This window comes from Metabacillus crassostreae (genome assembly GCF_016908395.1).
Taxonomy (GTDB): Bacteria; Bacillota; Bacilli; order Bacillales; family Bacillaceae; genus Metabacillus; species Metabacillus crassostreae.
On record NZ_JAFBDU010000007.1, the window covers coordinates 11854 to 26839 of the forward strand.

The window sequence follows — 14986 nt, forward strand, 5'->3', positions numbered from 1 at the left end:
AGGCTGGGACATAAGTATTTAAGCTAATGATAAACCCGAATTATTAGGTGATATTTCAATTAATCATTGGCCTAATAATTCGGGTTTTTATTTGCCGTCTTCAATAGTTTTTTGATTTTGCATACTATTTTTAAGAACTAGTGGAATGGAGCGGAAGACACTCGACTCCTACGGGAATAGAGGAAAGGCTAAGACCCCGCAGGCGTAGCTGAGGAGGCTTAGCTTCCTCCCCGTGGAAAGCGAGTGTCTGCAGCGCAATGGAACGAACTTGTTTCATACAGTTTAACTGAATTTGAATTTATTCGTCTTATTGACTTCTTTAATTACATTAGTATGTTTTATTTCTTATAGAAATGATCTTTTTACCTTTTCCCAGAAAGAATTATCTTTAAGTTTAACGGTTTTGATTGGTTGATCACTTAAGCTATATTCTAATTTCAATACATTTCGAACACTTAGAGCCTCATTGTCCATTCCGATTACAGGATAATCATTTCCGTCTTGAACAATCTTTAATGTTAGTTTTCTCTTTTCACTTAAAATGAATGAAGAACCTAGTGTACGATATAGGTTATTATTTAAGGATGCCAATTCACTAACCTGTATGCAAGGAAGCATTGGGTCAACAACAGCACCATTAACTGATTTATTGTATCCAGTACTTCCTGTTGGAGTAGCAATTAACATTCCATCTCCTCTAAATGTTTCAAAATGAAGATCATCAATGAAGACATCAATAGCAAAAGTTTTAATAATACTTGATCTAATTGAACATTCATTTAAACATTTAAATGTTGCTAAGTCATCAATTTTAACCTCTAGCACAGGATACCGTCTAACTTCAATTTGAGATTCATTCATTGCATGAATCATTTTTTCTTGTTCGTCAATGTGGAAGTCACAGTATAGGCTTAAAGTGTCATCAACAGAAACACCAGCATATAAACAGTCTGTTCTGAAATTTGTTTTTCGAACAGCTTGTAAAAACGCCCCATCTCCACCAATACTCACAACAATATTTGCTGTATTCACATCATCAACAATCGTAAATTCATTATCCTTTGCAAATTGAATTAATGAGTTGATTTTTTCTAAGAGGCTGTCCTCCTTTTTATAGAAAAAATATATATTTCGTCGATCTGGCATAATGATTCCTCCTTATGATTATGTAAAATCTCCACATTTTTCCTTAAAGGTGTTACAATACTTTATGTTGTTTAGTTTACCACTTTTAGATATTTAAATGTTCTAAGAAGCAATAAATTTGAAACTAAAAGATAATTGCTCTTTTCCAATTTATTAGTATTTGCTTAAGTTAATCTTTATATTCATAACATGTACACATTATGAAATCACATGTCGAATCTATAAGGAAGTTAAAGCAGAAAAGAGCAGCTAGTAGACGAAGTAGGTTTAGCTAGTGGTAATAAGCACGATTCAAGATAGTAAAGGAGGAAGTAAGAGATGAATGGTAAACGGTGGGGAGCATTAGGAATAGCGGCAGGCTTATTTGTTATTTCGATTATTATTAGCTCATCAATGTTATTTTTAAAACAAAGTAATATGTTTAGTGAAGCATTTGCTGCGACAAATAATGATTTTGCTGAGGAGGTTATAGAAGAAGGTACCTCAACTAGCAAAATACTCGTCTTAAATGTAAATGGAGTTATTCAGGATACTGGTGAGGATGTTGCTTCTTTTTTTAGTACAGCAGGATATCAACACCAAACCTTTTTAGATATGGTTGAGGCAGCTGGAAAAGACAAGAATGTAAAGGGTGTAATTGTGCGAGTAAATTCACCTGGTGGTGGTGTTGTAGAAAGTGCAGAAATACATAAAAAGCTAACAGAATTAAAAGAAAAAAGTAAAAAGCCTGTGTACATCTCAATGGGGACAACTGCTGCATCTGGTGGTTATTATATCGCAACTGCAGCAGATAAAATCTATGCTGCACCAGATACATTAACAGGATCTCTAGGTGTTATTATGCAATCTGTTAATTATGGTGAGCTTGCAGAAAAGTATGGAGTGAAATTTGAAACAATTAAAAGTGGACCATATAAAGATATTTTTTCTCCAACACGAGATATGACTGAAGAGGAAAGAGATATTCTTCAGACAATGGTAGACAATGCGTACAAAGGTTTTGTCAATGTCATTACTGAAGGTCGCCCTCTTACTGAAGAAGAGGTACGAAAAGTGGCAGATGGTCGTATATATGATGGAAGACAGGCAAAAGAAAATAACTTGATAGACGAGTTAGGATATTTAGATGATACAATTCTTGCTATGAAAAAAGACTTAAAAATTGAAGATGCTCAGGTAATTGAATATGGAACTTCTTTAGGTTTAGATAGCTTCCTGTCTATGGGAGCTTCGAAAATGTTTAAAGATGATATAGAGCTTTCAAACTTATATCAGTTTATAGCTCAGCCTAATTCTCCAAGACTTATGTATCTGTATTCTGAATAAGGGGGGAAATATAATGGATGCTACATTTGAAGGTTCAGAAAAAGAGGAAGCATACTATAGCTCTGAAACTGTAGACAAAAGTACTGTTTTGGATTATAGCCATTTACTTGCAGGCTTTTGGATCCGTTTTTGGGCATATCTTGTTGACCTCTTAGTAATTGGTAGTGTAAACCGAATCGTGATTTATCCATTGTTTGAACTGTTAGATATAAGCACAAAAAAGACATTCATTTTTTCACCAATAGCCATAACAACAGCCATAACATTTTTTGCTTATTTTGTGTTAATGACAAAGTTTAAAAATCAAACTTTGGGAAAGATTATTTTTGGCTTAAAGGTTGTATCTTTAAAAGAAGAAAGAATAACATGGGGAACAATTATTTTCAGAGAGTTGATTGGAAGATATATTTCCAAATTAATTTGGGTCGGATATATCATTGTTGCTTTTACCCCAAACAAACAAGGTCTGCATGATCTATTTGCAGATACTCAAGTTATTCATGAAAAACTCTATAAACAAAAATCATTAAAATCTGTATCTTAATTCTTATTTAAGAAGAGGCTGGGACATAATTAAAGAAATCATTCAAAAAGACGAATAAATCTAAATTCAGTAAACCTGAAAGAAACAAGTTCGTTCCATTGCGTTGCAGACACTCGCATTCCACGGGGAGGAAGCTGAGCCTCCTCGGCAAGCATGCGGGGTCTCAGCCTTTCCTCAATTCCCGTAGGAGTCGATTGTCTTCCGCTCCATTCCACTAGTTCTTAGAATAAGTATGCAAAATCAAAAAATCCATTTATGAAAGCAAAAATAAAAACCCGAACTATTAGGTGAATGTTTAATTGACATATCACCTAATAATTCGGGTTTTTCATTAGCTTAAATACTTATGTCCCATCCTCTTTTTGTTATTAAGACACTTTTTTGAAAGATTATTGCTAAGTATCCCAAATTTGTAGTAGAAACAGTGTGTTTTTCGCATAGAGGCTACTATTTTATGATGAAAAGACTTAATACGATGCTGATTTCTTCCGGTAATTATAAGCAACAAATTTTGCGAAAAGAACCTTGCTTAAAATTCACCAGAAATAGTCATTCATATTGCTACAAAAATCCCTAAGAAGTTTTCGTGCCTACTATCTATTTAGTAGGTTTATTTTATTTATAAGAAGGTGATAATGAAAAATTGAAAGGGTGTGATAAGACTGTACTGGATTATTGGTATTTTACTGCTATTATTATTACTATTTTTCCTCATTATTTTTACGAGATTAACAATCATTCTTGATTTAATACATGTTGGAGATAATGATCATATCAAAATTAAAATCAAAGCGTGGTTTGGTTTATTAAGGTATACGATAAAGATTCCTTTTGTGAAAATCGATGACCAAGCAAATATAATCATCAAACAGGAACAAAAAATTGGAGATGAAGATACCGCTAGTAAGGTTTCAAAAGGTAAAGAAAAGATCACCCCAGAAGAAGAGGTCAAAGCACTACATGACATAAAAGAAATCGTACAGCATGTTGTAGGTTTACATAAAATCGTTCAACGTTTTTTAAGAAAAATCAAAGTGAAACAATTTATCTGGCATTCTCAAATTGGGATAGGTGATGCTGCTCATACAGGATTAATAACAGGTGTTGCTTGGTCAATAAAAGGTGTTGTCATTGGGATTGTAGGAGAATATATGAAGCTTAAAACAACTCCAATCGTAACGATAACACCAGAATTTAATCAAATTTGCTCAAGGACAAAACTTCAATGTATTTTTCAGTTTCGAATCGGGCAAGCTATGTTGGCAGGTATACAATTCCTAAAATACTGGAAAGGTGGACGTCCAGATTTAAAAAGTAAACCTTTTTCTTTTTTTGCTAACTAGTGATTAAGGATTACAGTATCAGTGGGAAATGACCGGTTTTTTAAATTGTTAAAGGAGGCTACATATATGAGTGATCACCCAATTCAAGGTTTAATGAAAACAGCCATGGAGAACCTAAAGCAAATGATTGATGTTAACACAATCGTTGGTGATCCTGTTGAAACACCAGATGGTAGTGTCATCTTAACTGTTTCAAAGGTTGGATTTGGTTTTGCAGCAGGAGGTAGCGAATTTAATTCAACTGGTGCAGAAGAGGGAGATAAATCCCCGAAGCTACCATTTGGTGGAGGTAGTGGTGGAGGAGTTTCTATCACGCCAATAGCGTTTCTTATCGTTTCTTCAAATGGTGTAAAAATGCTTCATTTAGATGAAAATACACATTTATATGAAAAAATTCTTGAGGCTGCACCACAAACGGTGGAGAAAATTCAAAGCCTTTTTAAAAAGAATAAAGGAAGCAATAGCAGTGGTAACAACAACAGCAACGGTAAAGAAGACCCAGCTGAGGATGTAGATTTTAAGTCAGGTCAAAAGCAAGATCTAGATATTTAAGTTCTTAAAAGGTTCAGCGTTTCTATTAGCGTTGAACCTTTTGCATGTTTGCGAAATTTTTAATAGCTAAATTTTATTTAGCAGTACAAAGCACCAAAAACTAATAGTGATTGAAATACATAATAATTGATAATTCTGATTAGCTGGGCTATATTTACACTGTACATAATTTTTATTTATAGGGAGGATTTTAGTATGGCTTCAATCACTTTTAAAAATAACCCTGTTACATTACTTGGAAATGAAGTTAGTGTTGGCGATCAAGCACCAAACTTTACTGTTTTAGCAAACGATTTATCTCCTGTAACATTAGCAGATACTAAAGGCAAAATTCGTATCATTTCTGTGGTTCCATCAATTGATACAGGAGTTTGTGATGCACAAACTCGCCGTTTTAACGAAGATGCTTCAACAATAGATAATACAGAGGTTTTAACAGTTAGCATGGATTTACCGTTTGCACAAAAAAGATGGTGTGCTTCAAATGGTCTTGAGAATGTGAAAACGTTGTCTGATCATCGTGATGCTTCATTTGGAGAATCATATGGTGTCCTTATTCAAGAATTGCGTTTATTAGCACGTGCTGTATTTGTTGTTGACGCAAATGATAAAGTTACATATGTAGAATATGTTAGTGAAGCAACAAATCATCCAAACTATGAAGCAGCAATCGAAGCTGCTAAAGCCGCAAAATAATATTTATTGTAAATTGCACTGTAAAAAACGAATGATATGAAAACTGTCCTCAGGGCAGTTTTTTTATGTTTTAAATTCTTCAGTTGACTTGTAATTAGTTTATTGAGTTCCTAGTAAGCCTAAATATGAGCAGAGATTCAAGAGAATTTTTGTCATATTATGACCTAATTCCACTAATGTTGTTTTCCTTTGACTATACTAAGAACTATGTCTAGAATTAGAAGAGGTAAAGAGCTAGGAGGAGTAAAAGCATGCAAACACTTTCAAAGATAGAGAATTTATTTACTGTAATAAATGAAACAGCAGAATTAATTTCAAATGAAGCTCAAATCACGTATATAGAAGCAGTAGCTGAAACAGGTGAAAATATTTTCCACAATTCTATTCTTCAAGAAAATCTTAGTGAAGTTACTGAAAAAAGCTTAAAGAGAAAATATGAGACAATTCAAATCGATTCATATGATAAAGAAGAGCTACGTAAAGCTTATCAACTAGCTATCTTGAAAGGGTTGAAGGAAGGAGCACATCCTAATCATCAAATGACTCCTGATACAATTGGGTTATTTTTAGGTTATTTGGTTAGTAAGTTTTTGGGTAAACAAAAGAATGTTACTATATTAGATCCAGCAGTGGGAACAGGAAATTTATTAACGGCAATATTAAACTATCTTTCTTTGGAGAGTATAGAAAGCTATGGAGTAGATGTTGATGATCTTTTAATTAAGCTCGCTTATATAAATGCAAATCTTCAAGAACATCCAATTAGCTTATTCAATCAAGATAGCTTAGAACGTTTGTTAATTGACCCTGTCGATATGGTTGTTTGTGACCTGCCTGTTGGGTATTATCCGAATGATATGGAAGCTGCAAAATATGAGCTTAAAGCAGATGAAGGATATTCATATTCACATCATCTTTTTATTGAACAAAGCTTAACTCATACGAAAGAAGATGGCTATTTATTTTTTATTGTTCCTAACTCTCTTTTTGAAACAAAGGAAGCTCCAAAACTTAATAAATATTTAAGAGATACAGCTATCATTCAAGGGTTTATTAAGCTACCTGTCTCTTTATTTAAAGATGAGAAACATGGGAAAAGTATTCTCATCCTTCAGAAAAAAGGTGAAACAAGTATCGCTCCAAAACAGGCTTTGCTTGCAGAATTACCGAGGTTTTCAAATAAAGAGGCAATGAACTCAATTATGAAAAAAATGGATGATTGGTTTAAAGAAAATAAGTAGGAAAAAGGAGAGCTGATCAGTTTAGCTCTCTTTTTTATTGAACTTTCTTATTAAATGGATTTTTTTTGTAAACTTTGTTACTGTATCCTATTAATTTGATGAAAATGTCTGTAAACGCACTCATTGTAGAAGCAAAGCCTTATTTCACCCCGCTACATTTTGAAAGAATTATTAGAATTATAAGAATTTTACCTGTAACCGATTGCAATTTCATCAAGTTCTTGAAATGTCGAAATGTCAGTGTTTAAATGGAAAAGGCAGATAATAATCAGAAGTTTTTTGCAAAGACTAAGGAAGTAAAGAAAAACACATCTAAAGAGCTAGTTTATTGCTAATAGTTTTGTGTCGATTAATTGTATTACATATATACATTATTAATGCCTATAAAGGTGATTTGAAATAAAAAGGAGCGAAACAAAATGGCTAAGGTTATAGCAATCAATGCAGGTAGTTCATCACTAAAATTTCAACTATTTGAGATGCCTAGTGAAACAGTTTTAACAAAAGGTTTAGTTGAAAGAATAGGTATAAATGATTCAGTGTTTAGCATTTCAGTCAATGGTGAAAAGCAAACAGAAGTAACAGATATTCCTGATCATGCAGTAGCGGTAAAAATTCTCTTATCAAAGCTAACTGATTTAGGAATTATCAAATCACTAGATGAAATTGAAGGTATTGGTCACCGTGTAGTTCATGGAGGAGAAATCTTTAACGACTCGGCTATAATTACTGACGATACATTAAGTAAGATTGAAGAGTTATCTGATCTGGCACCACTTCATAACCCAGCAAACATTGTTGGAATTAAAGCCTTTAAAGAAGTACTACCAAATGTTGATGCAGTAGCAGTATTTGATACAGCTTTCCATCAGACTATGCCTGAGCAATCATTTTTATATAGCTTACCTTATGAATATTATGAGGATTATGGAATTCGTAAGTATGGTTTTCATGGTACATCACATAAATATGTTTCTGAAAGAGCAGCAGAAATTCTTGGAAGACCTGTAGAACATCTTCGTCTCATTTCTTGTCATTTAGGAAACGGAGCAAGTATTGCTGCAATTGAAGGCGGAAAATCAATTGATACCTCAATGGGCTTTACACCACTTGCTGGAGTTGCTATGGGGACAAGATCTGGAAATATTGATCCTGCGCTTTTACCTTTTATTATGGAGAAAACAGGAAAATCGGCTGATGAAGTATTAGATATTTTAAATAAAAAGAGTGGAATCCTAGGTATATCAGGGCTTTCTAGTGATCTTCGTGATATCGAACAAGCAACATCAGAAGGAAATGAACGAGCAAAAACAGCTCTTGAAGTATTCGCAAGTCGTATTCATAAATATATTGGATCTTATGCAGCAAGAATGTCAGGTGTTGATGCAATTATCTTCACAGCTGGAATTGGAGAAAACAGTACTGAGATACGTGCACGTGTGTTAAACGGATTAGAGTTTATGGGAATATATTGGGATCCTGCTCTAAATAAGGTTCGTGGTGAAGAAGCATATATTAGCTATCCGCATTCACCTGTTAAGGTTTTAGTTATTCCTACCAATGAAGAAGTTATGATTGCAAGAGATGTTGTTCGTCTAGCGAAATAAATAGGGTCTTATCTATAAAAAAATTATTTAGGCCAGTTGAGTAATAAATTGACCTATTAACCGAACAGAATAAACAATAAACATAAAAAGACAGTCGTGAACAAAACGACTGTCTTTTTATGTTATGATAAATAAAGGATCTTTTCTGAAGTTTTTGGTGGATCTATTTAAATGTTAAAACATAGCTTTCCAAGAAAAAAGATGTCATGTAGACTATGTACAGTACTGTTTTCTAAAAGTTACAGAGCAACAAAATTTAGGGAAACAGTTTAATAAAAAGACCACTTATTACGTTAATAAGGAGACATTTCTCATGAATGAATCAGTACGTGAAAAAGCCATATTAGCAGAAATTACTAGTTGGGAAAATGATTTACAAAATGATGTAAGAACAGATTTTCAACGAACATTTAACAGGTGGATAGATAGAAATATCGAGGAAATACCAAAGCGAACGAAAACAATGATATTAAAAAAAATTGATGCTAGTTTTTTTAACTTACATTCGTTTATTCAAAATTCGTTTATACAACAAGATGCTAAGCAACAAATTTTACTATCTGCAAAAGCATTAAATGAGGATATTATTCAAATTAGTGATTTACATAAGCTTTCAATTAGTCAACTGCATTACTTAGCAGACCTACAAACCTCAAAGCACAGATTATACTCCTTCCTACAGGGAGGCATTACAGGAACAGGTGGTATTCTTTTAACAGGTGCCGACATTCCTTTACAAACCATACTAAATTTACGTGCAATTCAAATGATTTCAATGTGTTATGGATATGAAATAAATAATCCGTATGAAATGATGACTTCCTTGAAATTGTATCATGCTTCTTTATTACCAAAGCATTTACAATATAAAGCGTGGATAGAATTAAAACAGGATATAGATGAAGAAAGTGTTTCCTACTTTTACGAAGGAAATGAGGATTTAGCAGATCCTAAGAGTATGGAATTCCTACTTAAGCAGATTGCGAAATTGTCAGTAATATCAATATTCAAACGTAAACTTATTGCTGGAATACCTTTAGTCAGTATGATGATTGGTGCTGGTGCAAATTATCAACAAACTCGTCATATTAGTGATTTTGCAAATAGATTTTACCAATATCGCTATATCACACAAAAATCAACTTACTTTGAAGGAGGGGTAGTATGAGTAGTATTGAGCATAAACTTGAAGCACCAAATCAGGTTAGATGTAAAGTAATTACGATTAGTGATACTAGAGACGAAGAAACTGATAAAAGTGGCTATCTTATAAAAAGTTATTTAGAAGAACATAATCACTTAGTTGTGGATTATGAGATCGTAAAGGATGAAAAAACGCTCATTCGAAGTTCTATCCTAAAAGGCTGTGAAACAAGAGAAGTTGATGTGGTACTTACCAATGGAGGAACAGGTATAGCCAAAAGAGATGTTACCATTGAAGCAGTTGAGTCAATCATCGACAAAGAAATTCCTGGCTTTGGTGAGATTTTTCGTATGCTTAGCTATCGTGATGATATTGGTTCAGCTGCTATTCTTAGCAGGGCTGTAGCTGGTGTTGCAATGGATACAGCGATATTTGCCATGCCGGGGTCATCAGGAGCTGTTAAATTGGCAATGGAAAAGTTGATATTACCTGAAATAGGTCATGTTGTTCGTGAGGTAAAAAAAGATTTATAACATTAATTTTATTGAAAGTATAATTTTTTAAAATTATTAATATCCAAACAAAGGAATGGAAGACAATTTGTGTTTTCCATTCCTTTTACTTCTACCTTATGAGGTTTGGACAAAAGTATTTAATTTAAGTTAATGAAAACCCGAATTATTAGATGATATTTCAAATATCACTTAATAGTTCGGGTCTTTTACTGTCTTCATTTGGAATTTTTAATTTTGCATACTATTAGTGGAAAGCGAGTGTCTGCAGCGCAATGGAACGAACTTATTTCTTTCAACTTAACTGATTTAGATTAATTTGTTTTTTTTATGATTTCTTTACTTATGTCCTAGCCTCATTTTTGTTATGTATGAACTTTTGCTTTAGATATTTGCTGGTTAGATCTATACCAAATCCATAAATCATTTATAATCGATGCTAATTCAGAAATTTCCTCGGTTAGCTTACAGGACGTTTGGAAATTCTCCTCTTCATTTAATGCCTCTTGTTTAAGATTAATATCTTCTTCAAGTTCTGCAATACGGTCAGGAATATGACCGCGAATATGTTCCCAATCTGTCAAAATACAATTTTGAGTATGTAGGCTATAAGAGTTCCAATCTTGATCTAACTTCGGAAGGTATATTTTTAATCTAGGGTTATAGGTGAAGTATTCATTCAATTCCCATTCCTCCAAATTTAATTTCACATCTATTGTACCATTAGTCGAAAGAAAAGTTCTATGCACAATTTATTAGTCATTTTAAGTGAAACTAAGGGATGATATTTATTTTTATACAAAAATTATGAGAAAATATACAAAATTTCTATTGACGAAATAGGGAAAGAGTTGGTAAAGTGATACTTACATAGAAAATGTATTTTTATTAGTATATATTAATTTTTATACAACTAAGGAGGAACAAATAGATGAAAAAAGTAGTTTTAGCATATTCCGGGGGTTTAGATACTTCTGTTGCAATTAAATGGTTACAAGAACAAGGGTACGCTGTTGTTGCATGTTGTCTAGATGTTGGTGAAGGAAAAGATACTGCTTTTGTTCAACAAAAGGCACTGCAAGTTGGAGCAGTTGAATCATACATGATTGATGCAAAAGAAGAATATGCAAATGACTTTGCATTACTTGCACTACAAGCACATGCTTTATACGAAGGGAAATACCCTTTAGTTTCAGCACTTTCACGACCACTTATCGCAAAAAAATTAGTTGAAATTGCAGAAAAAGAAAATGCTGTTGCCATTGCACATGGTTGTACGGGTAAAGGAAATGATCAGGTTCGATTTGAGGTTTCAATCAAAGCACTAAACCCAGATCTAGAAGTTCTTGCTCCAGTAAGAGAGTGGGGCTGGTCACGTGAAGAAGAAATTGAATATGCAATTAAGCATGATATTCCAATTCCAATAAACTTAGATAGCCCATATTCTATTGACCAAAATCTATGGGGTAGAAGTAATGAGTGTGGAATTCTTGAAGATCCTTGGGCTGCTCCACCTGAGGGAGCTTATGATTTAACAGTACCGTTAGAAAAAACACCTGATGAAGCAGAGGTTATCGAAATTCATTTTGAAAAGGGTGTTCCTGTAAAAATTAATGACAAAGCATATCCTCTTCATGAATTGATTCTTGAATTAAATGATATTGCTGGTAAACATGGTGTAGGACGTATTGATCATGTTGAAAATCGTCTTGTAGGAATTAAATCACGTGAAGTGTATGAGTGTCCAGGTGCTATGACTCTTATTAAAGCACATAAAGAACTTGAAGATTTAACGTTAGTAAAAGAAGTGGCTCATTTCAAACCAGTGATCGAACAGAAATTAACAGAGCTCATCTATAACGGACTATGGTTCTCACCATTAAAAAATGCTTTACATGCTTTCTTGGAAGAAACACAAAAGTATGTAACAGGTACAGTTCGTGTGAAGCTTTTTAAAGGTCATGCAATTGTTGAAGGAAGAAAATCAGAGTACTCATTATATGATGAGAAACTAGCAACATATACGAAAGATGATGCGTTTGATCATAATGCTGCAATCGGATTTATTGAGCTATGGGGACTTCCTACGAAAGTGAATAGCATGGTGAAAAATAAGAAGGTGGAAGTATGAAAAAACTTTGGGGTGGACGCTTCCAAAAAACCCCTGAACAGTGGGTGGATGAGTTCGGCGCATCCATCCATTTTGATAAGGAATTAGTTGAGGAAGATATTACAGGCAGTCTTGCACATGTTGAAATGTTAGGTAACTGCGGCATTATCTCAAAAGATGAAGCAGAAGAAATTTCAATTGGGTTAACGACACTGTTAGAAAAAGCAAAGAGAAATGAGCTTGATTTTTCAGTTAACTATGAAGATATTCATCTGAATATCGAGAAGCTGCTAATTGATGAGATCGGTCCTGTTGGTGGAAAGTTACATACAGGTAGAAGTAGAAATGATCAAGTAGCTACAGATATGCATTTGTATTTACGTAAGCATGTTGAAATGGTGGTTGACCTGATTGAGGGACTTCAAACATCACTTGTTAATAAAGCAGAAGCACATGTAGAGACAATTTTACCTGGTTACACACATTTACAGCGTGCTCAGCCTATTTCGTTTGCTCACCACTTAATGGCTTACTTCTGGATGTTAGATCGTGATAAACAAAGATTTGAAGAATCCTTAAAACGTATTAATATATCTCCTTTAGGATCTGCTGCACTTGCAGGAACTACTTTTCCGATAGACCGTGAATATACTGCAGAAAAGCTTGGCTTTGAAGGAATATATGAAAATAGCTTAGATGGTGTTAGCGACAGAGATTTTATTATAGAATTTTTAAGCAATAGTTCACTTGTAATGATGCATCTTTCTCGTTTATGCGAGGAAATTATTTTATGGTGTTCACAAGAATTTCAGTTTATTGAGCTAGATGACACGTATGCAACAGGTAGTAGTATTATGCCACAGAAGAAAAACCCCGACATGGCTGAATTGATAAGAGGAAAAACAGGTCGAGTTTATGGTAACTTAATGTCATTATTAACTATTTTAAAAGGTCTTCCTCTAGCCTATAATAAAGACCTTCAAGAAGATAAAGAAGGTATGTTTGATACTGTTAAAACTATAGAAGGAAGTCTCCAAATTTTCATTGGAATGATTGATACATTAAAAGTTAATAAAGAAAACATGGAAAAAGCAACAAAAGAAGATTTTTCAAATGCAACTGAGCTTGCTGATTATTTATCAACTAAAGGAATGCCATTTAGAGAGGCACATGAAGTTGTCGGTACACTAGTGTATCAATGTATTCAGTCAGGAATATATTTGAAGGATTTACCTTTTGAGGAATATAAAAAATCCTCTAACCTATTTGAGAAAGATTTATATGAAGTAATAAATCCATTTGAAGCAGTAAGAAAACGTATGAGTGCGGGTGGAACAGGCTTTGAAATGGTTAAAAAGGCAATTCAAAAGGCAAAAATATCGTTAGAAGGATAAACAAGTAAATTAACGGTATAAGCTTCTTATTTTCAGAAACACTATATGAGAACAGTTGAAAATAAGGAGCTGAAAACAGTGCGAGAAAGAAGAGTAACACGACAAACATATTACTATGATCACCTTGGTGAGCAGGAAACAATGCAACAATTAACAGATTCCTATTCAAGTGGTGTAGTAGAACAGCAATATGATCCCAATTTCCTTCAAGAGCATTTCCAAATAAAAAGGGACTAATACAATTTACTTAGCAAAACAGCTGATTGATATATGATCAGCTGTTTTTTTCTGCTTTGGAAATAATTTATAAAAAATAATTTATTATGAAATTCTTAGCTACCTTTTACAAAATGTAACAAGTTTCAAAACAAGATTATTGTAAAATGATCTTGTTACAAGCACAATAGAATTGGAAACAGTCAACTTAAGTTCAGTATAGTATATAAAGAGAGAGATGTAGTTTGTTAATAATTTTTATAAGGACAAGTTAGGGGAGGAAATTTATCGTGCGACATGCCCTTATTACCGCAGGATCTAAAGGGTTAGGAAAAAAAGTAACAGAAGAATTTCTAAAGAATGGTTTTTCTGTAACGGTAAATTATCATAAAGACATCGATGCAGTTGAAAAGTTAAAACATACATATTCACATATGAAAGATCGGATGCTTTTTGTTCAAGGAGATGTGACTAAAAAAGAAGATTTAACAAAAATAATCGAATTAACACTAAAACGCTTTGGCCGAATTGATTGCTTAATAAATAATGCAGGACCTTATATTTTCGAAAGAAAAAAGCTAGCTGATTATTCAGATGAAGAATGGTATCAAATGATAGAAGGAAATCTTAGCTCTGTTTTTCATTTATTTAAATTAGTTGTACCAGTTATGAGGCAACAGCAATATGGTCGAATCATTACATATGGTTTTCAAGGTGCTGAATCATCACCAGGATGGCTTCATCGAGCAGCATTTAGTGCAGCAAAGGTAGGACTTGTATCCTTGACAAAATCTATTAGTATCGAGGAAGCTGAAAACGGTATTACAGCTAACATGATATGTCCAGGTAATATTATCGGAGAAATGAAGGAAGCAACAATTGATAGCTCAAGAACTCTAGCTGATAAAAATACACCAATTGGCCGATCTGGAACTGGTGAGGATATTGCGAGAACATTAGCATTCATTTGCCAAGAAGATTCAGATATGATAACTGGTTCAATAATTGAAGTAACAGGTGGAGCTAATGTGATACATAGGTACCATATCTAATTTTATGGATTGTAAAAAAATATGACTTTTCTGTAAATCTTAATTTCAATCCAACTACATAGAAAGTGTGTGAAGATTAACGAAAAAAAGTAAAAGATAGGAA

General features: G+C 33.4%; 15 protein-coding genes. 13 read left to right on the forward strand and 2 right to left on the reverse strand.

Annotated elements, in window-relative coordinates; all coding sequences use genetic code 11:
- Nucleotides 1-345: 345 nt before the first annotated feature.
- Nucleotides 346-1149: an NAD kinase gene (locus tag JOC75_RS17770; RefSeq protein WP_338036610.1), complete on the reverse strand. Its 804-nt coding sequence runs from the start codon at nt 1147-1149 to the stop codon at nt 346-348.
- A gap of 315 nt (nt 1150-1464) precedes the next feature.
- On the opposite strand from JOC75_RS17770, the gene sppA reads away from it, so the two are divergent.
- The 9 genes from sppA to JOC75_RS17815 all read left to right on the forward strand — a co-directional run bounded on the left by sppA (nt 1465) and on the right by JOC75_RS17815 (nt 10132).
- Nucleotides 1465-2472 (forward strand): signal peptide peptidase SppA, encoded by a 1008-nt coding sequence (sppA, locus tag JOC75_RS17775; RefSeq protein ID WP_204955358.1) that lies wholly within the window; start codon nt 1465-1467, stop codon nt 2470-2472.
- 13 nt (nt 2473-2485) lie between these two features.
- On the forward strand, nt 2486-3016 hold the full coding sequence (locus tag JOC75_RS17780; protein WP_204955359.1) for an RDD family protein: 531 nt from the start codon (nt 2486-2488) through the stop codon (nt 3014-3016).
- A 653-nt stretch (nt 3017-3669) separates the two neighbouring features.
- Entirely contained in the window at nt 3670-4359 is a 690-nt protein-coding gene (locus JOC75_RS17785) for a DUF2953 domain-containing protein (RefSeq protein WP_204955360.1), read from the forward strand.
- 66 nt (nt 4360-4425) lie between these two features.
- Nucleotides 4426-4911 (forward strand): GerW family sporulation protein, encoded by a 486-nt coding sequence (ytfJ, locus tag JOC75_RS17790; RefSeq protein ID WP_204955361.1) that lies wholly within the window; start codon nt 4426-4428, stop codon nt 4909-4911.
- Between the two features lie 195 nt (nt 4912-5106).
- Nucleotides 5107-5607, forward strand: a complete 501-nt coding sequence (gene tpx / locus JOC75_RS17795; RefSeq protein ID WP_204955362.1) for a thiol peroxidase — start codon at nt 5107-5109, stop codon at nt 5605-5607.
- Between the two features lie 251 nt (nt 5608-5858).
- Nucleotides 5859-6848, forward strand: coding sequence for a class I SAM-dependent methyltransferase (locus JOC75_RS17800; RefSeq protein WP_204955363.1), 990 nt, complete (start codon nt 5859-5861; stop codon nt 6846-6848).
- A 419-nt stretch (nt 6849-7267) separates the two neighbouring features.
- Nucleotides 7268-8455 carry an acetate kinase gene (locus tag JOC75_RS17805; protein WP_204955364.1) on the forward strand — a complete coding sequence of 396 codons (1188 nt, stop codon included), beginning with the start codon at nt 7268-7270 and terminating at the stop codon, nt 8453-8455.
- Between the two features lie 313 nt (nt 8456-8768).
- Nucleotides 8769-9623 (forward strand): EcsC family protein, encoded by an 855-nt coding sequence (locus JOC75_RS17810; protein ID WP_204955365.1) that lies wholly within the window; start codon nt 8769-8771, stop codon nt 9621-9623.
- Nucleotides 9620-10132, forward strand: coding sequence for a MogA/MoaB family molybdenum cofactor biosynthesis protein (locus JOC75_RS17815; RefSeq protein ID WP_204955366.1), 513 nt, complete (start codon nt 9620-9622; stop codon nt 10130-10132). Before JOC75_RS17810 ends, JOC75_RS17815 begins: the two co-directional genes overlap by 4 nt.
- A gap of 344 nt (nt 10133-10476) precedes the next feature.
- Here JOC75_RS17815 and JOC75_RS17820 read toward each other — a convergent pair whose 3' ends face one another.
- The gene (locus JOC75_RS17820; protein ID WP_204955367.1) at nt 10477-10794 is read right to left on the reverse strand and encodes a hypothetical protein; all 318 of its coding nucleotides are present in this window, start codon (nt 10792-10794) and stop codon (nt 10477-10479) included.
- A gap of 248 nt (nt 10795-11042) precedes the next feature.
- On the opposite strand from JOC75_RS17820, the gene JOC75_RS17825 reads away from it, so the two are divergent.
- From JOC75_RS17825 to JOC75_RS17840, 4 genes are all read left to right on the forward strand, one after another.
- Nucleotides 11043-12242 carry an argininosuccinate synthase gene (locus JOC75_RS17825; protein WP_204955368.1) on the forward strand — a complete coding sequence of 400 codons (1200 nt, stop codon included), beginning with the start codon at nt 11043-11045 and terminating at the stop codon, nt 12240-12242.
- Complete coding sequence (argH, locus tag JOC75_RS17830; RefSeq protein ID WP_204955369.1) at nt 12239-13615, forward strand: argininosuccinate lyase; 1377 nt, start codon at nt 12239-12241, stop codon at nt 13613-13615. Before JOC75_RS17825 ends, argH begins: the two co-directional genes overlap by 4 nt.
- Nucleotides 13616-13693: 78 nt before the next feature.
- Nucleotides 13694-13852 carry a hypothetical protein gene (locus JOC75_RS17835; protein WP_204955370.1) on the forward strand — a complete coding sequence of 53 codons (159 nt, stop codon included), beginning with the start codon at nt 13694-13696 and terminating at the stop codon, nt 13850-13852.
- Between the two features lie 269 nt (nt 13853-14121).
- Nucleotides 14122-14883, forward strand: coding sequence for an SDR family oxidoreductase (locus tag JOC75_RS17840; RefSeq protein WP_204955371.1), 762 nt, complete (start codon nt 14122-14124; stop codon nt 14881-14883).
- Nucleotides 14884-14986: the final 103 nt, after the last annotated feature.

Bases quoted from the DNA above. Each gene is read 5' to 3' on its own strand.
- sppA (WP_204955358.1), top strand. From the start codon at position 1,465: ATGAATGGTAAACGGTGGGGAGCATTAGGAATAGCGGCAGGCTTATTT.
- JOC75_RS17780 (WP_204955359.1), top strand. From the start codon at position 2,486: ATGGATGCTACATTTGAAGGTTCAGAAAAAGAGGAAGCATACTATAGC.
- ytfJ (WP_204955361.1), top strand. From the start codon at position 4,426: ATGAGTGATCACCCAATTCAAGGTTTAATGAAAACAGCCATGGAGAAC.
- tpx (WP_204955362.1), top strand. From the start codon at position 5,107: ATGGCTTCAATCACTTTTAAAAATAACCCTGTTACATTACTTGGAAAT.
- JOC75_RS17800 (WP_204955363.1), top strand. From the start codon at position 5,859: ATGCAAACACTTTCAAAGATAGAGAATTTATTTACTGTAATAAATGAA.
- JOC75_RS17805 (WP_204955364.1), top strand. From the start codon at position 7,268: ATGGCTAAGGTTATAGCAATCAATGCAGGTAGTTCATCACTAAAATTT.
- JOC75_RS17810 (WP_204955365.1), top strand. From the start codon at position 8,769: ATGAATGAATCAGTACGTGAAAAAGCCATATTAGCAGAAATTACTAGT.
- JOC75_RS17815 (WP_204955366.1), top strand. From the start codon at position 9,620: ATGAGTAGTATTGAGCATAAACTTGAAGCACCAAATCAGGTTAGATGT.
- JOC75_RS17825 (WP_204955368.1), top strand. From the start codon at position 11,043: ATGAAAAAAGTAGTTTTAGCATATTCCGGGGGTTTAGATACTTCTGTT.
- argH (WP_204955369.1), top strand. From the start codon at position 12,239: ATGAAAAAACTTTGGGGTGGACGCTTCCAAAAAACCCCTGAACAGTGG.